The sequence below is a fragment of the Caballeronia mineralivorans PML1(12) genome, assembly GCF_001028175.1.
GTDB classification, from domain to species: Bacteria; Pseudomonadota; Gammaproteobacteria; order Burkholderiales; family Burkholderiaceae; genus Caballeronia; species Caballeronia mineralivorans.
Genome location: NZ_AEJF01000062.1, coordinates 114,909 through 135,893, shown reverse-complemented (window position 1 = coordinate 135,893; position 20,985 = coordinate 114,909). Strand labels below are relative to the sequence as shown.

Annotated in this window: 19 protein-coding genes; 6 read left to right on the top strand and 13 right to left on the bottom strand. The window is 59.9% G+C overall.

From position 1 onward, the window contains the following. Nucleotides 1-110: 110 nt before the first annotated feature. The 5 genes from EOS_RS08230 to EOS_RS08210 all read left to right on the top strand — a co-directional run bounded on the left by EOS_RS08230 (nt 111) and on the right by EOS_RS08210 (nt 5,974). On the top strand, nt 111-1,280 hold the full coding sequence (locus EOS_RS08230; RefSeq protein ID WP_047846113.1) for a transporter substrate-binding domain-containing protein: 1,170 nt from the start codon (nt 111-113) through the stop codon (nt 1,278-1,280). Continuing rightward, a complete protein-coding gene (locus EOS_RS08225; protein ID WP_047846112.1) occupies nt 1,277-1,882 on the top strand; it encodes an ANTAR domain-containing response regulator in 606 nt (201 codons plus the stop codon). Before EOS_RS08230 ends, EOS_RS08225 begins: the two co-directional genes overlap by 4 nt. A gap of 240 nt (nt 1,883-2,122) precedes the next feature. Further along, nucleotides 2,123-3,160: an aliphatic amidase gene (locus EOS_RS08220; protein ID WP_047846111.1), complete on the top strand. Its 1,038-nt coding sequence runs from the start codon at nt 2,123-2,125 to the stop codon at nt 3,158-3,160. Between the two features lie 68 nt (nt 3,161-3,228). Then, nucleotides 3,229-4,035, top strand: coding sequence for a CbbQ/NirQ/NorQ/GpvN family protein (locus EOS_RS08215; RefSeq protein WP_235442736.1), 807 nt, complete (start codon nt 3,229-3,231; stop codon nt 4,033-4,035). Next, nucleotides 4,019-5,974, top strand: coding sequence for a nitric oxide reductase activation protein NorD (locus EOS_RS08210; RefSeq protein WP_053063797.1), 1,956 nt, complete (start codon nt 4,019-4,021; stop codon nt 5,972-5,974). Before EOS_RS08215 ends, EOS_RS08210 begins: the two co-directional genes overlap by 17 nt. 873 nt (nt 5,975-6,847) lie before the next feature. On the opposite strand, the gene EOS_RS08205 is transcribed toward EOS_RS08210, so the two are convergent. From EOS_RS08205 to EOS_RS08155, 11 genes are all read right to left on the bottom strand, one after another. Continuing rightward, nucleotides 6,848-7,774, bottom strand: a complete 927-nt coding sequence (locus EOS_RS08205) for a flavin reductase (RefSeq protein WP_047846110.1) — start codon at nt 7,772-7,774, stop codon at nt 6,848-6,850. A 45-nt stretch (nt 7,775-7,819) separates the two neighbouring features. Continuing rightward, nucleotides 7,820-8,647 (bottom strand): alpha/beta fold hydrolase, encoded by an 828-nt coding sequence (locus EOS_RS08200; RefSeq protein WP_047846109.1) that lies wholly within the window; start codon nt 8,645-8,647, stop codon nt 7,820-7,822. Further along, nucleotides 8,637-9,224: an amino acid synthesis family protein gene (locus EOS_RS08195; RefSeq protein WP_047846108.1), complete on the bottom strand. Its 588-nt coding sequence runs from the start codon at nt 9,222-9,224 to the stop codon at nt 8,637-8,639. The genes EOS_RS08200 and EOS_RS08195 overlap by 11 nt, the downstream gene beginning before the upstream one ends. 196 nt (nt 9,225-9,420) lie before the next feature. Further along, on the bottom strand, nt 9,421-10,107 hold the full coding sequence (locus EOS_RS08190; RefSeq protein ID WP_047846107.1) for a GntR family transcriptional regulator: 687 nt from the start codon (nt 10,105-10,107) through the stop codon (nt 9,421-9,423). A 95-nt stretch (nt 10,108-10,202) separates the two neighbouring features. Further along, nucleotides 10,203-11,288, bottom strand: a complete 1,086-nt coding sequence (locus EOS_RS08185) for an ABC transporter ATP-binding protein (protein WP_047846106.1) — start codon at nt 11,286-11,288, stop codon at nt 10,203-10,205. Continuing rightward, a complete protein-coding gene (locus EOS_RS08180; RefSeq protein WP_047846105.1) occupies nt 11,285-12,082 on the bottom strand; it encodes an ABC transporter permease in 798 nt (265 codons plus the stop codon). Before EOS_RS08180 ends, EOS_RS08185 begins: the two co-directional genes overlap by 4 nt. A gap of 1 nt (nt 12,083) precedes the next feature. After that, a complete protein-coding gene (locus EOS_RS08175; RefSeq protein WP_047846174.1) occupies nt 12,084-12,977 on the bottom strand; it encodes an ABC transporter permease in 894 nt (297 codons plus the stop codon). A 34-nt stretch (nt 12,978-13,011) separates the two neighbouring features. Next, entirely contained in the window at nt 13,012-14,049 is a 1,038-nt protein-coding gene (locus EOS_RS08170; RefSeq protein WP_082163262.1) for an ABC transporter substrate-binding protein, read from the bottom strand. Nucleotides 14,050-14,110: 61 nt separating this feature from the next. Then, the gene (locus tag EOS_RS08165) at nt 14,111-14,425 is read right to left on the bottom strand and encodes an NIPSNAP family protein (protein ID WP_047846104.1); all 315 of its coding nucleotides are present in this window, start codon (nt 14,423-14,425) and stop codon (nt 14,111-14,113) included. Nucleotides 14,426-14,442: 17 nt separating this feature from the next. Further along, nucleotides 14,443-15,915, bottom strand: coding sequence for an aldehyde dehydrogenase (locus tag EOS_RS08160; RefSeq protein WP_047846103.1), 1,473 nt, complete (start codon nt 15,913-15,915; stop codon nt 14,443-14,445). A 15-nt stretch (nt 15,916-15,930) separates the two neighbouring features. Continuing rightward, nucleotides 15,931-16,974 (bottom strand): LLM class flavin-dependent oxidoreductase, encoded by a 1,044-nt coding sequence (locus EOS_RS08155; protein ID WP_047846102.1) that lies wholly within the window; start codon nt 16,972-16,974, stop codon nt 15,931-15,933. Between the two features lie 460 nt (nt 16,975-17,434). Here EOS_RS08155 and EOS_RS08150 point away from each other — a divergent pair, with 460 nt between their 5' ends. Then, nucleotides 17,435-17,872 (top strand): YciI family protein, encoded by a 438-nt coding sequence (locus tag EOS_RS08150; RefSeq protein WP_047846101.1) that lies wholly within the window; start codon nt 17,435-17,437, stop codon nt 17,870-17,872. Between the two features lie 198 nt (nt 17,873-18,070). Here the strand turns inward: EOS_RS08150 and EOS_RS08145 are convergent, their stop codons facing one another. Together EOS_RS08145 and EOS_RS08140 are read right to left on the bottom strand one after the other, a co-directional pair. Continuing rightward, nucleotides 18,071-19,633 carry a DHA2 family efflux MFS transporter permease subunit gene (locus tag EOS_RS08145; protein WP_047846100.1) on the bottom strand — a complete coding sequence of 521 codons (1,563 nt, stop codon included), beginning with the start codon at nt 19,631-19,633 and terminating at the stop codon, nt 18,071-18,073. A gap of 59 nt (nt 19,634-19,692) precedes the next feature. Further along, complete coding sequence (locus EOS_RS08140; RefSeq protein ID WP_047846099.1) at nt 19,693-20,961, bottom strand: HlyD family secretion protein; 1,269 nt, start codon at nt 20,959-20,961, stop codon at nt 19,693-19,695. Nucleotides 20,962-20,985: the final 24 nt, after the last annotated feature.

Here is a 20,985-nt window from a genome sequence, read left to right as displayed (position 1 = left end):
GCTTTCCCAAAGTGGGACAACGGGCGCACTGATGCCGTGCATGAGACACGCTGACGGTGCAGCAGGAGGCACCGGAGCGACGTTGAACCAGAGAGAATCCCGGACCGAATATGACCGCACTCCACAACGCGCCTATCAAGATCGGCGTCCTGTTTTCATCATCGGGACTCACCGCGCCCATCGAACAGTCTCAACAGCGAGCGACCATACTCGCGGCTGAAGAGATCAACGCGGCAGGCGGTATCAATGGCCGTCAGCTAGAGCTGATCTTTCGCGACCCGGCTTCCATACCTAACAGATACGCCACGATGATCGAGCAATTGATTGTCGAGGAGCAGGTTCGGGTCGTGGTCGGTTGTTATATGTCGAGCACACGAAAGGCGGTGATCCCGATCGTTGAGCGGCACAATGCGCTACTGCTTTACCCGACCTTCTATGAGGGATTCGAATATAGCCGCAACGTCATATATACCGGGGCAACGCCTAATCAAAACAGCGTGCCTTTGGCTAGCTACATGCTGAGCAATTTCGGATCGCGCGTTTTCATGGTGGGTTCCGACTACGTCTACCCTTACGAATCAAATCGCATCATGAGCGACCTGGTTTTCGAGCAGCGTGGAGAAAAGCTGGGAGAAGTATACATACCGCTGGATGCCGGCTGGGAAAGCTACCTTCACGTCGCTCAAAAAATCGCCGCCCTGCAACCCGACTTCATCTTCTCCACGGTGGTCGGCACCGGGATCTCGCATCTTTACCGGGCCTTTGCCGAGGTCGGGATGAATCCCTATGAGACACCTATCGCGAGCCTGAGCACGAGCGAGACAGAGGTGGCTGCCATGGGTGCCGACATTGGCGAAGGACATATCACCGCGGCGACGTATTTCCAGTCCATCGACAGCCCGCTGAATAGAAAGGTTATCGCAAACTATCAGCGCCGTTTCGGGGATACGATGCAGACCGACACATGTTGGGAAGCGGCCTATTTCCAGATGCATCTGCTGGCGAGCGCCATGACCATCACCGGCAGCGACGACCCGAACGCCTTGCTCAACACGTTGCCTGGACTGGAGATCGATGCACCGCAAGGACGCGTCAGGATCGACGAGCACAATCACCATACCTATCTGCATCCGCGCATAGGACGTTTGAACAAGAGCGGGCAATTCGACATTGTTAGCGAAAGCGCCGGCTGGACGCCGGCCGCGCCATTCCAGATATCGCATACGCTGATCGACGCGGAGACTGTCTCCGGGCCGGCTCAGGGCGGAGCACGGGGATGACACAGGGATCGTCCCGAACGTCTCAGGCGCTCAAAGACATTCGCTCTTTAAAGGTCGTCGCCATCCACCCCGACGACCAGGACGGAGAGGAGCTCCGTGGACAACTTCGCCGGATCGGATGCGAGGTTCAAATGGTCTGGCCTTCTCTTGACGCGCTGCCGGACGGAACCGATGTCGTGTTCCTGGCTGTACGTCCGGAAACCTTGTCTATCCAGTTTCCCTGGCTCGACGCAAAAGGAACGCCTCCCGTCATACCGGTTGTAAGCTACGAGAACCCGATCGTCATAGAAGCCGTGTTGCAGCTTAATCCTTACTGTCTGGTGCCATCGCCGGTGCGCTCGTTTGGCTTGCTTACCGCCATTGCAATTTCGTTGTATCAGCACAAGTCCAAGCGAACCCTTGAACACTATGTAGGGCGGCTTGAAGACAAGCTCGCGGATCAGCGAAAAATCCAGCAAGCCAAGACCATTTTGATGGAAACCCGCAAGCTGTCGGAGCAGGACGCTTACGATCTCTTAAGAGCGCAAGCAATGGCCAAGCGCCAACCGATCGAGGTGATGGCCCAGGCCATTATTCAAGCGCACGCGGTCCTGGACTTCTAGCATCCGACACTTGAAGAATGTCTTTTTGCAAATTTTTTGATGTGCTATAAAACCATCAAGGACAAGTAGCCGTCCTGACAATCGCACCTGACTGCCAACGTCGCCAGCCAGATGCAAGGCAAAGAAGCCCGACCCGGATCACTCCGGCTCGGGCTTTTTTTGTTCTTTTTTTCTGCAGCGCATGGGTGTCTACGCATCGTATTGCAGTATCTATTACCACCTTACATCAGGAGTATCGACATGAGACATGGGGATATTGGAAGCACCAAAGACTGCGTGGGCGTGGCCGTCGTCAACTACAAGATGCCGCGCCTGCACACGAAAGCGGAAGTGCTTGAGAACGCCCGCAAGATCGCCGACATGCTGGTTGGAATGAAGCAGGGTCTGCCTGGCATGGACCTCGTGATCTTCCCCGAATATTCGACGCACGGCATCATGTACGACGCCCGCGAAATGTATGAGACAGCCGCAACCATTCCGGGCGAGGAGACAGAAATCTTCGCGGCGGCCTGCCGCAAGGCCAACGTGTGGGGCGTGTTCTCGCTGACAGGCGAGCGGCACGAGGAACATCCAAACAAGGCGCCTTACAACACCTTGATCCTGATGAACAACCAGGGCGAGATTGTGCAGAAGTACCGCAAGATCATGCCGTGGGCACCAATTGAAGGCTGGTATCCGGGAGACTGTACGTACGTTTCCGAAGGACCAAAGGGCATGAAGATCAGCCTGATCATCTGCGACGACGGCAACTACCCGGAGATCTGGCGCGACTGTGCAATGCGCGGTGCAGAACTGATCGTCCGGTGCCAGGGTTACATGTATCCCGCCAAGGAACAGCAGGCAATGGTGGCGAAGACCATGGCGTGGATGAACAATTCGTACGTTGCAGTCGCGAATGCCACGGGTTTTGACGGCGTCTATTCGTACTTCGGCGGCTCGTCGATTATCGGCTTTGACGGCCGCGCGCTTGGCGAATGCGGCACCGAGGAGATGGGCATCAACTATGGTGAACTGTCAATCAGCCTGATCCGCGATGCGCGCAAGAACATGCAGTCGAACAACCACCTGTTCAAGCTGCTGCACCGCGGCTACACCGGCAAGCTCAATTCAGGCGAAGGCGCACTCGGCGTGGCGGCCTGTCCGTTCGAGTTCTACGGCAAATGGGTGAACGACCCGGACGGCACGCGCAAAGAGGTAGAGGCGCTGACCCGCTCGACCATCGGCACGCCTGAATGTCCGATCGAGGGTATCCCGCACGAGCCGGTGGAGCATCGTTAAGCCCGGGAAAATGGTCACTGCCAAGACGGTGGCCTGTTCGCTCCCTTCATATAAAGGACCGCTGCCCCGTGTTCTCCGATCTCGATTCGTATCGACTGACCGACGAGCCTTTCTATCGGCCTGCGGGCACCGAAGTCGCCTTCTTCGAGCACGCCTATACACACCGCTTGCCCGTAATCCTCAAAGGGCCGACAGGCTGCGGCAAGACACGCTTCATCGAGCACATGGCCTGGAAACTCGGGCGTCCGCTGATCACGGTTGCCTGCAACGAAGACATGACCGCGTCGGATCTGGTTGGACGGTATCTACTCGATGCGCATGGCACGACATGGCATGACGGACCGCTTACTACTGCCGTGCGCTCCGGTGCGATCTGCTATCTCGACGAGATCGTGGAGGCGCGGCAAGATACCACTGTTGTCATTCATCCGCTCACCGACGGGCGCCGCATCCTGCCGCTCGACAAGCGAGGCGAAGTGGTACGCGCCCATCCGGACTTCCAGCTCGTGGTGTCGTATAACCCGGGGTATCAGAGTCGCACGAAGGACTTGAAGCCATCCACGCGACAGCGCTTTGTCGCCATGCATTTTGAGTATCCCGACGAAGCAGTCGAAGCTGCCATTGTCGCGAAGGAAGCGAGCGTGCCGATCGAACTCGCCGCGCAACTTGTAAAGCTCGCTCACCGCACGCGGGCGCTTAAAGATCGCGGATTGGAAGAAGGCGTGTCGACACGCATGCTGATCTACACGGCCACGCTGATCCGTGCCGGCGTTGAGCCCCGTGAAAGTTGCGAAGCGACCATGACGCAGGCGCTAACGGACGAGCCGGATGTGATTCGCGCGCTACGCGGCATTGTGGATGCGCACTTCGCTTAACGCCATGACAATTGCGGACACGGGTTTAACGGCGGACGTGATCGACGAATACCGGGTAAGTGCGGAGCATGAAGCAGCTCTTCGACGCGCTACGGAAAAGTTGCAGGAACACGACCCCGCAAGCGCCAGCGCCTTGCGCGTCAACATGCAAAGGCTGCTAGACCGGCTTCCGGCCGACGCGCTCGTCCGCTGGATGCTGACCGGCATGCGCCTCTATCCGAACGAACCGCAAAAGCGACTTCACTATTTTGGATTGCAGAACAAAAGCGCATGGCTTGCACTCGAAAACGAAGCACGTGCGCCGAGTCTCGCTGCCTCGATTCCGTCGCTTTCGTTGCTGATTGAAGGACTCTCGCTGCGCCGGATCGGCATTCAGGCACAGCCGCTTGACTCGATCGACGTCACGCCGATGAGACCGATCCTCTCGTCGATGCACCTGCTGTTGCCCTCGGATTACTCATCGCTTGATTCGCCCGAGCCGGAGCTGCTCTTTCGCGCGTCGGTTGCCCACGCGGCGGCGCACCTGATGCATTCGCCCGCGGCACAACCGGTCGGAACGCTCAAGCCCATGAGTCTGGCTGTGATTTCAGCGGTAGAAGATGCGCGCGTGGAGCAGCTTCTGATGCGGGACCTTCCGGGCACGAGGGCGTGGTTTGTACCGTTCCTGAAAACAAGTCTTCACCCTGAGGGACTTTCGTTCGCGGCCTTAGTGTCACGCATGAACTATGCATTGATCGACCCGGCTTACCAGGACGACAACTACTGGGTGAACAAGGCGCGCAGCTTGTTCGACACGCTCACGACTTCGCTTCACGACTACGCGTCGTTCCGCGAGATTGCTTCCGTGTTGGCTAACGACCTGGGTCAGATGCGTGTGCGCTTTCATCCGCAACAGTATGTGGTGCCCGCGCCTTACCGTGACGACAACTCGTTTCTCTGGACCTATCCGGATACGACTACGCCGCAAAGCATTCAAGAGCTGCAAGTAGAGTCTAGTTCGGCAGGTGCATCGCGTTCAGACAGCATTGACGAACAAGTCGCGACCGAGCAGGAGATACGTCGCTTGCGCTATCCCGAGTGGGACTATCGGCTAGGGCTATTGCGCTCGGACTGGTGCACGGTAATCGAACGCAGGTCGCCCAGCCCAAGTGCACCTCACCGCCTGCAGGCCCAAATACCGCTTGCGCGCGTGAAGCTCCCGGTGACGGCCAGCCTGACGCGCAATGCGCGGCTTCGCCGCCAACCTGAGGGCGAGGAACTCGATCTCGATGCCGCGATTGAACACGCAATCGATCGCCGGCGCGGCCATTCGCCCGAGCATCGCGTCTTCACGCGCCCAGGTACAAGACAACGTTCAATGAGTTTGCTGTTGCTGCTGGACCTGTCCGCATCAGCAGGCGATATCGTCCCGGATGCGGGCCGCTCGATCCTCGATGTCGAAAAAGAGGCCGCACAGGTGCTGGTGCAAGCGGCAAGCTCGGTGGGTCATCGTATTGCGGCGCACGGATTTTCCTCCGATACACGAGAGTGCGTGAATTACTATCGCCTGCTGGATTTCGATACGACGCTCGATGAGGTCAGCAGCGCGTCGATTCGGGCGTGCACCGCACGCTACTCTACGCGCATGGGGGCTGCGATCCGTCATGCAACGTCCCTTATGTCGCTCGAAACAAGTGAACGTCGTGTGATCATCGTGATTACGGATGGAACGCCTTCGGATATCGATGTCTTTGACGACGCCTATCTGATTCATGACGCACAGGTCGCCGCAGAGGACGCCCGGCGAGCGGGCATGGTGACCTGCGGGATCGCTCTCGACGAAGGCGGTGCCGGCTATATGCGCCGCATTGTCGGACGTGAGTACTGTCGTATTGTGAGCGACCCTTCTACCCTGCCGGCGCAGCTAGTCGCGCTTTTTGTGCGTATTGCCGCGAGCTGACGGGCGCTGCGTCCTGACCTCTTGCCCGTGGACAGATGGGATTGCCAATGGCTGTGGATTTTGGGTCGATGCCGGGTTGGGGCTTTCGGTGTTAGTGGTCGGGGTCAATGCCGGGTTGCTGCTGCTTAGGTCTGCGGTCGTTATATGTTGGCAGTATTTTTTATCACTATTAGCCACTGTGCGTGGCGGCACTTCATTTCTTTTTCCGACGGCGAAAAAGAAACAGAAGCAAAGAAAGCGCTTTCCAACAATCGGCAAGTTAGTGTCCCTAGCGTGCAGGCTAGAAGTTTTTGGCACCTGATAGCACGGTGCTCGCCAGACTTGAGGATGTTTGAAGCCCTCCTTCTCCGAACACGGATACCCACACGCTTCGCCACCAGTGACTGAATCTGCCCAAGGGACACCCCGTGCTGAACGCGAACAACCGACCTCCGAATAGATACGCACGGCGCAACCACGTAGCCAACCCACCACGAAATGAGGCAAGCAGCACACGTCAGGCCGTCATGGTCTGGGGGCTGCGGTGCTTGCCCGAGAGCGTTGGGGGCGAAGCGTGTTCGTGTCAGGATTCGCGAGAAGGAGGGGTTCAAACATCGGTGAGTCTGGCGAGCACCGTGCTATCAGGTGCCAAAAACTGAGGCCTGCACGCTAGGGACACTAACTTGCCGATTGTTGGGATGCGTTTTCTTTGCTTCTGTTTCTTTTTCGCCGTCGTCGGAAAAAGAAATGAAGTGCCGCCACGCACAGTGGCTAATAGTGATAAATAGAATAACTAACTTAAACCGACCGCCAATCTGAGCAGCAGCAACCCGGCATCGACCCCGACCACTACGCCCCAAAACCCCACCAAACAGAACCCCGAGTGCGAACGAATCAGAATCCCCCTAGTGCTTGCACAGTCCCCGTCTCAACATCCCCCACATAGATGCCGAATGCATCCTCCGTTCTCTCCTTCACATATCTGCGCAGCATTGCCGTAACGGCGGAATCACGAATCATGTCCCAGGGAATCGCATTAAGCGGCACGTACCGTACATCCGCTCCCGCAGATGCATCATCAACAATGCGGCCGCGATAATAGATATGCGTAATCCCCTTCTCCTCAAACACCGCGAACAGAAAATCCAGATTCGCATTCAGCCGATACCCGCCCAGCACGCCCCGCAAACTAGCGGCATCCGAAGCTGGCTCCAACCGCGTCCCAATCGGCAATTGCAACGCCCCCGACGCTGTTTCGATCAACACAAGTCCCGCCGGATGCTCCAAAATCGCACCCACCTGAGCACGCTGCCCGGTGGCCGCCAACGCGTCCTGCGACAAGCTGAAATCCACATACGCGCCACGGCAATAACCAAGCGGCGTCGCGCTCGTGTGCGTGAAATCCACCACGCGCCCGATCAGGATGATGTGATCCCCCGCGTCCACCACCTGATCGGTCTCGCAATCGAAACTCGCCGCAGCGCCATCCATCACCGGGCTGCCCGTGCGGCGTGCGTGCCATCCAACCTGCCCAAACTTGTCCGCGCTCTTGGAAGCAAACACACCCGACACAGGCCGCTGATCTTCAGCAAGCACGCTGACCGCAAAACGCTGCGTCACTGAAAACACCGGATGGCTCGAAGCGGTCTTCGCAATACACACCAGGATCAACGCAGGATCCAGCGACACCGACGTAAACGAGTTCGCAGTAAAACCACGCGGAGAACCATCGGGTTGGATCGTCGTCACGACAGTCACGCCAGTGACGAATGCGCCCAGCGCACGGCGAAATTCGGTGGTATCGAAGGCAGGTTCGTTCATGCTTTTGCTCCTTAAATTAGCGGCTAAACGCGAGCTATCAATTCCTCAAGAACAACCCGCCTCACGAATGAACTGCACCAGCCGCTGATTCACGATCGCCGGCGCGGTGACGTTCATCATATGCCGCTCGTTCGCTATGATCTCGGCGCGTCCACGAGGCGCGGCGGCGGCCATCGAATGCGACATCGCAGGACTTGAATTCGGATCACACTCGCCAGTCATGAACAGCGTGGGCACGGTGAGTTGCGGCAAGCGGCCGACATGCGCCTGATCCGAGCTTGCAAACAACCGGTACGTCCGCGCATAACCTTCCGGGTTCACGGTCTCCAGTAACGAACGCACGAGCTCCGCGACTTGCGCAAGATGACCCGGCACGGGATCGTCGAACCAGCGCGCGACCGTGGCGTCGATGCTCGGTTGTTCCAGCCCTCCGCCCTCCAGCGACGCAGCGCGCTGCATCACGGCGGCCCGTTGCGTCGGCGTGCGGTCGTACACCGCGTTCAGCGCGACCACGCTCGCAACCCGCTCCGGATATTGCAACGCGAACTCAAGCGCGATCAGCGAGCCCATCGAGTGACCGACCACATGCGCTACATCGATCTGCAAATGGTCCAGCAATGCAGCGAGCTGGGCGGCGTATTCATCGAGCACGGGCAACGCCGTCGGCAAGCGGCTGGCGCCGTGGCCCAGCATGTCATACGACACCACCCTGAAACACAACTGCAGTGGGTCCACTTGAGGCGCCCACACACTGCGGTTCATCCCCACGCCATGGATCAGGACAAGCGCCGGCCCCTCACCCGCCACACTGTATGCCGTGCCGTCGAACATGCCGCTCATCGACGCACGGCTAGTCACCGTTTCAGGCTTCATTGGACCCAAGCTCCTTCAGATCCTGATAACGGTCACCGATGCGATGATGCGGCCGTCCGCCAATCGACGCACCGAGCGCGATCACCAGCTCATCGGGCCCGGGGGCATCGATGATCGAGAACTGGATGGTGAGGTAATGCGAGCGCATGCCTTCGTCGCCCTTGTGCATCAGCGGGATGGTGACGGGGCAGTTAGGACCGCCACGCAGATTCGTGAAACTCAGATAACTCTTCGCGCCAACCGCTTCGCGGAACTTGTTGCCAAAGCGCAGCGTATGGATCAAAGCCGACGCATGTTCGACCTCGCCCGACGTCCCGACAATCGCGGCTTTTCCATAACCCTCCACTGCCGCGCCCGAGCCTGCAATGCGCAGGATCTCGCCAGTCAGGAGCTCGCCCAGTTGCGGCGCGAGTCCATGAATCTCTGGGCGCAGGTCATCGACGAAACCACGCCCCGCCCATGGATTGCGCAACACTGCCGCCGCGGCGAACAGCTTCAACGGCCGCTCGGCCGCTTTACCGCCCTCGATGAAGGTGTCTTCCACATAGGTAACCAGCTTGCGAATCTCGAGTTTCATGGGACTTTTCTCCGTAGGCAAAACGCCGTGGCTCCATGCGATGGCGTCGTTTGAATATTATGGTATTCCATATTACTGGATGCAAGAATTTTTGACGATTGAGGGGTTTACGAGAGCACCCTTGAAAAGCTTTGGGCGAAAAAAAGCCGTCAGAGTCGACGGCTTTCGTGGCTCGCGGGCCGCTGTCGCGCAGCAATCACACGCTGGCTTCCGCAGTCCTTTCAGCAAGCACGGCCATCACGATGCCGGCCGTGCGCCGCACGTGTTCGAGCGATGCCGCCGCGGCCGCATCGCCATCTTTCTTGGCGATAGCGCTCAGCAATTTGTTCATCTCGCGATTCGAGTCCGTGCCTCGTCCCGGCGAAGCAATCGTCAAGGATCGCAACTGGTTGATGCGTGCGTTCAGCGACTTGACCACCTGGTGCATCATCAGCTTGTGGCCGCCGGTGAACATGGCTTCGTAAAAGCGCTCGGTGTAGGTCAGCACGCGCTTGAAGTCCGACTTGTCGAAAGCGTCCTCGATCTCCTTGCGAATTTCGCGCAATTGCTTAACCAGCGCCGGGGTCGCGTGTTCGGCGCAAGCGCGTGCCGCTTCCGACTCGAGCAACGCGCGGATTTCGTAGATCTCCTGGACCTGCTCCGGGTCGAGCCGCGCGACGATCGGCCCGGAATGCGCCACGGTTTCGACCAGGCCCTCGGTCTCCAGGTGGCGCAGCACTTCTCGCACCACGGTCCGGCTGACACCGAGTTGATCGCACAAGGTGCGCTCGATCAGGCGGTCGCCTGGACGATAGAAGCCCTGCGAAATTGCGTCGCGCAATTTCGTAAGCGTCAGCTCGCGCAACGTCGGTGCACTTCGGTCGACACGCATTTGATCGATCATGGTTTCTTGTCTCCGGTCCGAAATCCGGAATCCCTGGTTTTTGGAATCCCATAGTATTGCACACCCATCCGCTGACGTTATACGGCAGGTCTTTATCAGGCCGCAAAAACCCGCGCACTCTCGTGCTCCCAATCGAGCCACGCCCGCGCACCGATCGCCAGGCTCGGCTCGCGCGAACTGATGGATGTCCGCACCGCGATCTCCTGTTCCCAGGGCGTGGCGACCGCGTAGTGCATTGTGTCGCCGAGATAGGTGACATCGCGAACGACCACCTGCAAGCCGCCCTCCGCAGCCTCCGCCGAGGGCTGCGCGCGAATGCGGATCTGTTCCGGACGCAGCATCAGCGCGCCGTTGTCGCCCGCGTTCAGAGCGTGATCGAAACCGCCGACCGACACCGGCTTGCCGTTCGGAAACACGGCCTGCGACGCACCGTTGCTGCCGGCCAGTGTGACCGGCAGGAAATTGGAGTTGCCGATGAAACTCGCGACGAAGCGCGATGCCGGTTTCGCATACAGCTCTTCGCCGCTGCCGACCTGCTCGATGCGCCCCTTGTTAAACACCGCGATCCGGTCGGACAGGCGCAGCGCCTCCTCCTGGTCATGGGTCACATAAAGGATCGTCACGCCGGTCTGCTGGTGGATGCGCCGCAGTTCTGTCTGCAGTTCCTCGCGCAGTTTCTTGTCGAGCGCGGAGAGCGGTTCGTCCATCAGCAGGACCGGCGGATCGTAGGCGAGCGCCCGCGCGATCGCCACGCGCTGCTGCATGCCGCCCGACAACTGGTCCGGCATGCGGTCGCGGCAATCGGCGAGATGCACAAGCTTGAGCATCTGCTCGACCTTCGACTTCACTTGCGCATCGGGCAGACGCCGCACACGCAGCGGAAACGCGACGTTCTCGCCGACCGTAAGATGCGGGAACAGCGTGTAGCGCTGAAACACCATACCGATGTTGCGGCGATTCGGCGCAACCGACAGCAGCGACTTGCCATCGAGCAGCACGCGCCCTTCGGTGGGCGACTGAAACCCCGCGACAATGTATAGCGTCGTACTTTTCCCCGAGCCCGACGGTCCGAGAAACGTCATGAATTCGCCCTTCTTGATATCGAGCGAAACGTGGTCGATGGCGACTACCTGGTCATAGGTTTTACGAAGCCGTTGGATTTGCAGGAACGGTGCGCTCACGATTTACCTCTCTTAAGGACAAGCCCCAGCAACATCAGAATGACAGTCAGGCCGACCAGCAGTGACGACGCCGCGGCAATCACCGGCGTCAGGTCCTGCCGCAAAGTGCTCCAGATCCGCACGGGCAGCGTTTGCAAGGTCGGGCTCGCCATGAAGATCGACACCACGACTTCATCCCACGACGCGAGGAACGAGAAGATCGCGGCGGCAAACACGCCGAGGCGAATCGCCGGCAGCGTGACGCGCCATTTCACTTCGAACGGGCTCGCGCCGCAGATCAGCGCGGCGTCTTCAAGCGCGGTATCGAAGCTCTCCAGCGAATTGCTGATAGCGATGATCGAAAACGGCAACGCGATGATCAGGTGTCCGATCACGAATCCGACCAGCGTTCCGGTCAGGCCGATGCGCAGGAAAAAGCCATACAACGCGACCGCTAGCACGACCACGGGCAGCACCATCGGCGTGAGGAAAAACGCCTTGAGGATCGCGCGGCCGCGGAACGTGCCGCGCGTCAATGCAAGCGAAGCCAGGAGACCCAGCACCACCGACAACACCATGACGACCAGCCCCAGCTCGACGCTGGTAATCAGCGAGTCGAACCAGCCCGGATCGGAAAACAGCATGCTGTACCAGTGCAACGTCCATCCCGGCGGCGGAAACAGCAGCCACTGCGAACTGCCGAACGACAACGCGACGATGAACAGCACCGGCAGCAGCAGGAACAGCGACACGGCGGCGCCGACGCTCAGCAGGACCCAGCGCAACGGTCCCAGACGATCGAAATCGAGCAGCATGTCAGTGGGCTCCCGAAGCACCCGGCGCGCGGCCGGAAAAGCGCAGTTGCACCGCATAGAGCGACAGCGTCACGAGCAGCAAGACAAACGCAGCGGCGCCCGCAAGCCCCCAGTTCAGCAATTGCTGCACGAGTTGCGCGATCAGTTCGGCGAGCATCATGTATTCCGGACCGCCGAGCAGCGCGGGTGTCACGAAGTACCCGAGCGCCATCACGAACACCATCAACGCACCGCTGGCGATGCCGGGCATTGCGAGTGGCACCAGCACCCGCCAGAAGGCCTGCCAGCGGCTTGCACCGCAGATGGCGGCGGCACGCAGCGTGGTGGGATCGATTGCGCGCAGGGTCGCGTGCAGCGGCATTACCAGGAACGGCAACATGATGTAAGTCATACCCACGGTGACGCCGGTCAGGTTGTTAACCAGAATCAACGGCTCATGAATCACACCCAACCACATCAGCAAGCGGTTGATCGGCCCTGTCTGCTGCAACAGGACCATCCAGGCGAAGGTGCGCGCGAGCAGGTTGGTCCACATCGAAAGCAACAGGATCGCGAACACCAGCTTGCTGACCCAGCGCGGCGCGATGGCCAGCAGCCACGCGGTCGGAAAGCCGATCGCGAGCGTCACCGCCGTCACCACCGACGCCACAAAGAAGGTGTTGCCGAAGACCCGCAGGTAGGTCGTCGAACCGAACAACTGCGCGTAGTTCTGGACACCGGGCGCCGGGTCCAGCACGCTGCGCAGCAGCAGCGAGAGTACCGGCAACAGGAAGAACACGATCAGCAGCAGCAAGGCCGGCAACACCAGCCGCGCAGTCCGCAAACCGGCGCTCACCTTCGGCAGCGAGACTGGAGGCTCCGGAGGCTCCGCGACGGTGCTCATTGCGTTCGGCACGGCAACTCCTTCAAGGTGATCGGCCGCCACTGCTTTACTTCGATTGCCACGCGTACCAGCGCTTGGCGATTTCATCGCGGTGATCGGCCCAGTACTTCATGTCGAGGTTGATCTGCGTCGCCTTGTACTGGTCCGGCTGCGTCTTTGCGACATCGGCGGACAGCAGCGCCGCCGACTTCAGGTTGACAGGCGCGTAGCCGGTTTCAGCGGCGAAATTCGCCTGCGCCTGCGCACTGGTCGCGGTGGCGAGGAACTTCATCGCTTCAGCCTTGTGTTTCGCGCCCTTCGGCACCACTAGCATGTCGGCCGCCGTCAGGTTCTGGTTCCACGACACGCCCACATCCACGCCGGTTTGCTGCAACGCATGCAGGCGCCCGTTCCAGAACACGCCGAGTGGCGCTTCGCCCGACGCCATCAACTGCTGCGACTGCGCGCCGCCGCTCCACCAGACAATCTGGCTCTTGATGGTGTCGAGTTTCTTGAACGCGCGGTCGAGGTCGAGCGGATACAGCTTGTCGGGCGCGACGCCGTCGGCAAGCAACGCGACTTCCAGCACGCCCGGCGCGGACCATTTGTAGAACGTGCGTTTTCCGGGGAAACGCTTGGTGTCGAAGAGGTCGGTATAGTTAGCAGGACTGTCGTTCTTGAACGTAGCCTTGTTGTACCCGAGCACGAACGAATAATAGAAACTCCCGACCGCACCCGCCGACATGAAACGCGGGTCGAGCTGGCTCTTGTTCACCACCGAATAATCGATCGGCTCGACCAGTCCGTCGCGCAGCGCGGCATAGGCAAAGTCGCCTTCCACGTCGACCACGTCCCATTGCACGTTGCCGCTGTCGACCATGGCCTTGAGCTTGCCGTAATCGGTCGGCCCGTCCATCAGCACCTGAACTCCCGATGCCTGCGTGAACGGTATCGCCCACTCTTTCTGTTGAGCCGATTGTGTCGTGCCGCCCCAACTGGCGAACACGATCGGCGCGGCGGCCGCGAACACAGGTGCCGTAACCGAAACGACAGCGGTGACGACCAATGCGCGCACCAGGGCGTGCAAACGTAACGGTTGCTGCATGACGACTGCTCCTTGAAAGGAAACGGCTGACTTCGAGAGGACTAACGGTGAACGGCTGGTTTTATTTGAGCGGCGAAAATGCAGCCGGCTTCATGATCTTGCTTTCCATGGTTTCCAGTAGCGCCTGGATCTTCGGCGCGAAAGCCTGCCACGCGGGATCTTCTGCCAGCCGCTGGCGGCGCGCCTCGCGATCGTCGAGGCTCGTATAGGCCCACATGTGGACGATCTGGTTCAGCGGCCCAATCTCGGAAAAGAAGTAGCCCACGAGTTCTCCGAGGTGATGTTTCTGCAACGCGATGCCTTCTTCCTCGACCAGTTTCAGATACGCGGGGACCGCGCCGGTCCGGATCTTGTAAGTGCGAATTTCGTAGTACATGGAGTCTTGAAGTTTCTTCAACGCATGACGAAAGGATCGGCAATAGGCTCGTCCGACGTACGGATCCATACGGATTTGGTGCGGGTGTAGTCGAGCACGGCGTCGAGCCCGCCTTCGCGGCCGAGTCCGCTCAACTGGTAACCGCCGAACGGTACGATTGGCGAGACCGCGCGATAGGTATTCACCCACACGATGCCGGCGCGAAGCCTGCGTGTCAGCCGATGCGCACGCGTCAGGTCGCGCGTAAAGACACCTGATGCAAGCCCGTAGCGCGTATCGTTCGCGAGCGCGATTGCTTCTTCTTCGGTATCGAAACTCATCACGCTGAGCACCGGCCCGAACAACTCCTGCGCGACGCTCGGCACGTCTGAAGTAGCGCATTCCACAATGGTCGGCTCGAAGAAAAACCCTTCGCCCAGGCCTTCGGGACGATGACCGCCGGTCAGCAGTTTTGCGCCCGCGCCGAGGCTTGCCGCAAGCACCGATTCAATATGGTCGCGCTGCTTGCGTGTTGCGAGCGGACCCATCTCCGTGTCGATGTTCTGCGGATCGCCAATCTTGATTGCCCGCGCTTTTTCGACGAGCTTCGCAAGCAGGCGGTCGCGAATGCCGCGTTGTACGAGCAGCCGCGACCCCGCGACGCAGCTCTGCCCCGTGGCTGCAAAAATCCCGGCGATGACCGCATTGCTGACACTCTCCACGTCGGCGTCGTCGAAGACCAGTACGGGCGATTTGCCGCCTAGTTCCAGCGACGTGGCGGCGAGGTTCTCCGCCGAGTTCCGCACGATATGGCGCGCCGTTTCGGGGCCACCCGTGAAAGCAATCTTCGCAACGAGCGGATGTGTCGTGAGCGCATGGCCGCAATCGGCACCGAAACCTGTCAGGATGTTCACCACGCCCGCCGGGAAACCAGCCTCGTGTACGAGACGCGCGAACGCGAGCAAGGGCGCAGGCCCCTCTTCCGATGCCTTGATGACGATCGTGCAACCTGCGGCAAGCGCCGGCCCGATCTTCACCGCGGATAAGAACAACTGCGAGTTCCACGGCACGATACCCGCGACGACGCCGACCGGCTCGCGTCGAAGAAAGACTTCCATGTCCGGCTTGTCGACGGATAGATACGCTCCCTGGATCTTGTCCGCGACGCCCGCGTAATAACGGTAGTACTCGGCAACATAGCTAATCTGGCTGCGCGTCTCGCGGATGATCTTGCCGGTGTCGGCGGTTTCAAGTTCAGCCAGTTCCTGCGCGTTCGCCGCAACAAGGTCGGCGAGCCGGTACAGCAGCTTGCCGCGCTGGCTTGCGTTCAGGCTGGCCCACTCGGGCGCGAACAGCGCGCGATCCGCAGCCCGCACGGCACGATCCACATCGGCCGTGCTCGCTGCAGGCATGGTCGCCCAAACCGCGCCGGTCGCCGGGTTGATACTGTCGAAGATCTGCGCGGCGTCGCTGAATTCGCCGTCGATGTAATGCTGGAATGACTTCAACATGTCATCGGCTCCGGTTCAGCCTGCATCGAACGCGGGCATCACGTCCGATATAAACAATTCCAGTGACCGACGCTTGCGCTCAAAACTCATGTTGCTGTCGAGCCAGAAGCTGTATTGATCGAAGCCGAGTTCTTCATACTGTTTCAAGCGGCCGATGACATCGGCGGGCTGGCCGATCACCAGGTTCTTCCGAATCTGTTCCGGGGCGTATTGCGGGAACGACGCAATGTCGGCTTGCGTCAGGGGTTCGATGAAACCCTGCTGCACCGGCCGCTCGTTCTTGAACCACTTGCTGAAATAGCAATAGAAGCGGCTCAGGTCTTCCACGGCGGCGTCGACTTCCGCAGCGTCCGCCCCCACGAAGGTGTGCATCAGCATCATGATCTGCGGGCGCGGCACGTCAGGGTTCGCCTTGCAGGCCGCGTTGAAACGATCCATCAGGTTCACGACTTCGCCGTCCCCTGCGGCAAGCGATGTGACCTGCACATGGCAGCCGTTCCTCACCGCGAACTCATGCGAATTGGGGTCGCGCGCGGCCAGCCACATCGGCGGATTGGGCTGCTGGACCGGGCGCGGCACTGGCGTGGTCGAAGGCCACGACCAGAACTCGCCCTCATGCGCGTAGTCGCCCTTGAACAGTTGCCGCAGCGCGGGCACGAGTTCGCGCATCCGCGCACCCGCGCCGAACGCGTCCAGCCCCGGTAGCAGGCGCTCGTATTCGAAGGAATATGCACCGCGCGCAATGCCGAGATCGAGGCGCCCGTTGCTCGCGACATCGACCATGCCGGCTTCCCCTGCGAGGCGGATCGGATGCCAGAACGGCGCGATCACCGTGCCGGTCCCCAGGCGAATGCGTTCGGTGCGCGCAGCCAGGTACGAAAGGTTGATGAAGGGGTTCGGCGCGATCGTGAATTCCATCGCGTGGTGCTCGCCGACCCACGCGGTTTCGAAGCCGCCCTTTTCCGCGATCTGGACGAGCTCGGTGAGTTCGTCGAAGAGCTGCCGGTGCGGCGTCTGCGCGTCGTACCGTTCCATATGGAGAAACAACGAGAATTTCATGATCGACCTATGTGCAGGAAATCAGTCCGTCTTGCTGCGAGCGCGATGAACACAGCGCCCCGCTTCGTGTCGACCGCTGGAACGTTGCGGCTGGTATTACGGTATTCCATCGAATTCCGCAAATCAAGCGTTTCAATATTATGGTATTCCATAATATTGAAACGCACGGAAAGACAAATTCGAAGGGATGGGAAAGGCGTGGGCGATCGTCGTCACGCCCGCGATGATGACCGTTGCACGCGGTGTCGCCATGATCGTCTCCAACGGCTCGCCCATCCTCGTCGATGACCCCGGTCAAGCCTTACTTCTACCGGCGTTATTTGAACGACGTGCGCGAAATCTTTTGAAGCCGGTGTCGATTTCCGGTGTCCCGATTCGTCGTAGTATCAGAGCCGCCCGTCGATCCTGAATCGACTTCGGAGCCGCGCGGCTCCCACAACCCACTCAAGGAGAAACGACGATGCGTGTCATGGTAATGGTGAAGGCTACGAGCGAATCGGAGGCCGGCAAAATGCCCAGTACGGAGCTGCTTACAGCAATGGGCAACTTCAATGAAGAACTCGTCAAGGCAGGCGTCATGCTCGCGGGCGAGGGCTTGCACCCGAGCGCCAGGGGCAAACGGGTGCGCTTCTCGGGCAGCCAACGGACAGTAATCGACGGACCGTTCGCGGAGACCAAGGAACTCGTTGCCGGGTTCTGGCTGTGGGAAGTCAAGTCGATGGAGGAAGCGGTCGAATGGGTCAGGCGCTGCCCCAACCCCATGGAAGGCGAGTCCGAAATCGAAATTCGCCGGGTGTACGAGGCCGCCGATTTCGGCGCTGAATTCACACCGGAATTGCAGGCCCAGGAGGAGCGCCTGCGCGCGGAGGCCGAAGGCAAGTTGAACAAGCCGTGCTGACATGAGCGCGCCAAGGCACACACAGTGCCTTGGCGCGTTCGGCCATCCAAGCCCTAAAAGTCAGGCGACTAAAGCCGTCTGTTTCATTCCTGCCGCTCACGCCGCGAGTTCTACACCCCGGTTGCATAACCTCCATCCACGGGCAACATCACGCCCGTGATGAACGCCGACGCCGGCGATATCCGATCGACTTAAAACCTAGTGCCCCCCTGCCCCGGCAGCCGCCGCGCTTCCGTCCTTGCCCGGCTTTGTCAGCCAGATCAGCGGGATGATCGCGATGAAAATCACCGCCGAGAGCCAGAAGATATCGTTGAGCCCAAGCATGGCGGCTTGCGTATTAAGCGAAGATTCGAAGAATGCCATCGCTTGCGACGCACTGCCGCCAAGCGTGTTCTGCAACGCATCGATACTCGCGACGAAGTTCGGATTATTGACGCTCGTTTGCTCAGCCAGTTGCGCATGATGCAGGATCGTCCGATCGTTCCACCCGGTACTCACCAGCGACGTTCCAACGGCGCCCGCAAAGACCCGGGAGAAATTTGAAAGCCCTGCAGCAGCGGGAATCTTGTCTCCCGGCAAGCCCGACAGAATGATCGCCGTAAGCGGCACAAAAAACAGCGCAGTAGGAATCCCTTGCAGCAAGGTCGGAACGACCAGGGTCCATGTATCGACGCCTGTCGTGTAGAACGAACGCATGAAAAACACACCGGCAAAACCGAGAAAGGCCAGCGTGGCAAGCACCCGCGCATCGCTCTTCGGCATGATCTTGGCCATCACCGGCGCGAGCAGCACAGCAAAGATACCCAGCGGCGCGGTAGCAAGACCCGCGTCGACGGAACGGTAGTTCAGGTACTGCTGCATCCACTGCGGCAAGATCACGAGGTTCGAAAAGAAGACCGCGTAAGCGATTGAAATCGCGACGGTCCCGCCCAGGAAATTACGCCCCTTGAAGAGCCGGAGATCGATGATCGGATTCTTTTCAGTCAACTCCCAGACCATGAAAAACACGAAGCTCACCAACGCAAAAATCCCCAGCCCGACGATCACCGGCGACGTGAACCAGTCGAGGTCCTTGCCTTTATCGAGCATGATCTGCAACGAACCGACCCATGCGATCAACGAGATCAAACCCACTTTGTCGATGGGAATCCGCTTCACCGGCGTTTCGCGCGTCCGGTAGATCGCCCACGTCACGCCGGCGGCAAACAGGCCGACCGGAATGTTGATGTAGAAAATCCACGACCACGAGTAGCTATCGGTGATCCAGCCGCCCAGCGCCGGTCCGACGATCGGGCCTACCGTCGCGGTCATGGCCCACAACGCCAGCGCATGCGAGCTCTTTTCCTTCGGATACGAACCGAGCAGGATTGCTTGCGACAGCGGGATCAACGGGCCCGCCACCGCGCCTTGCAGAATCCGCGCGCCGAGCAGCATGGGAAGATTCGGCGCAATGCCGCACAGCCACGAAGACAACACGAACAACAAGATCGCCCACACGAACAGCTTGACCTGCCCGATGCGTTGCGTGAGCCAGCCAGTCAGCGGAATCGAAATGGCGTTGGCCGCGGCGAACAAGGTGATGACCCACGTGCCTTCATCGACCGAAACGCCCATGTTGCCGGAGATGGTCGGGATCGCAACGTTCGCAATCGATGAATCCAGCACGTTCATGAAGGTAGCAAGCGCAACGGCAAGCGTAGCAAGCACCAGCTTCCCGCCAGTGAGTGGCGCGAGCGCGCCGGATTGAGACGACGTATTCATGGCTGCTCCCAAGGACACTTTAAATCTGACTTGTCAGATAGTTGGTTAAAAAAATGCGCTTAGCCGGCGCGATGGGCTTGCGCCTGATCGCGCTTCGCCACGGTCTTGGGAGCAGCTGCCGGAACTATCGGCATGTTGTCGGCGATCACCTTTGCAATCTCCGCATCGGCTTGTGCGCCGTATTGCTCGAATACATCCGTCCGATACGACGTGTTGGTCGCAGCGGCCAGTTGCGTACCGGATTCGTCGCGGGTTTCGACTTCGACGTTCATCGACAAGCCGATACGCAACGGATGCTGTTGAAGCTCATGCGGGTCGAGCTGGATGCGTGCGGGCAAGCGTTGCACTACCTTGATCCAGTTGCCTGTCGCGTTCTGCGCAGGCAGCACCGCAAACGCACTGCCCGTGCCCGCGGAAAAGCCCACCACGCGGCCGTGATACTTGACACTCGAACCGTACACGTCGGCTGTCAAGGTGACCGGCTGACCGATGCGCATGCGCCTCAGCTGCCCTTCCTTGAAGTTGGCGTCGACCCAGACACCGTCGAGCGGCACGATCGCCATCAGCGGCGTGCCCGGGGCGACACGTTGCCCGACCTGCACCGAACGGCGCGCGACGTAGCCCGTGACCGGCGCGGGCAAGGTGTTGCGGGCGTAGCTCAGATAAGCGTCGCGAACCTTGCTCGCCGCGGCCTGCACATTCGGGTGTTGTTCGATGGACGTGCGGTCGGTCAGCACGTGATTCGCTTCAGCTTGCTGGCGCACGGCGTCGAGTGCGGCTTGCGCGCTTTTGACGGCATCGCGGGCATGCGACACGTCTTCCGCCGATACCGCCCCGGTGTTTTCCACGGCCTGACGACGCTGCAGATCCGAGTTGGCGCGGGCGAGATCCGACTCGCGTTGCGCGATGCTCGCCGCATAAAAGTCATTGTTCACGTAGAGGCTGCTCACTTGCCGCACGGTCTGACCGAGCATGGCTTCCGCGTTGCCGAGCGCAACTTTTGCATCGGCTGAATCCAGCGTGACGACCGGGTCGCCGGCCTTGACGATCTGCGTATCGTCGGCGTTCACCGCGACAACCGTACCGCTGACTTGCGGCGTGAGTTGCACGAGATTGCCGCTGACGTAGGCGTCGTCCGTCGACTGGTAGAAGCGTGCGTCGCTGTAGTAATACGCGCCATAGGCTGCGGCCGAGATAACGATTGCTGCGCCAAGCAAGGAAAGCAGCAACTTGCGTTTCGTGCGCGGTGCAGTCTCTTGGGGTAACGCGCCTTTGGTTGTTTCATTTGAATCCGCCGTCGCGCGGTCAGACTGGATGGTATCGCTCATTTCAACTTCTCCTGACAGGTCCGT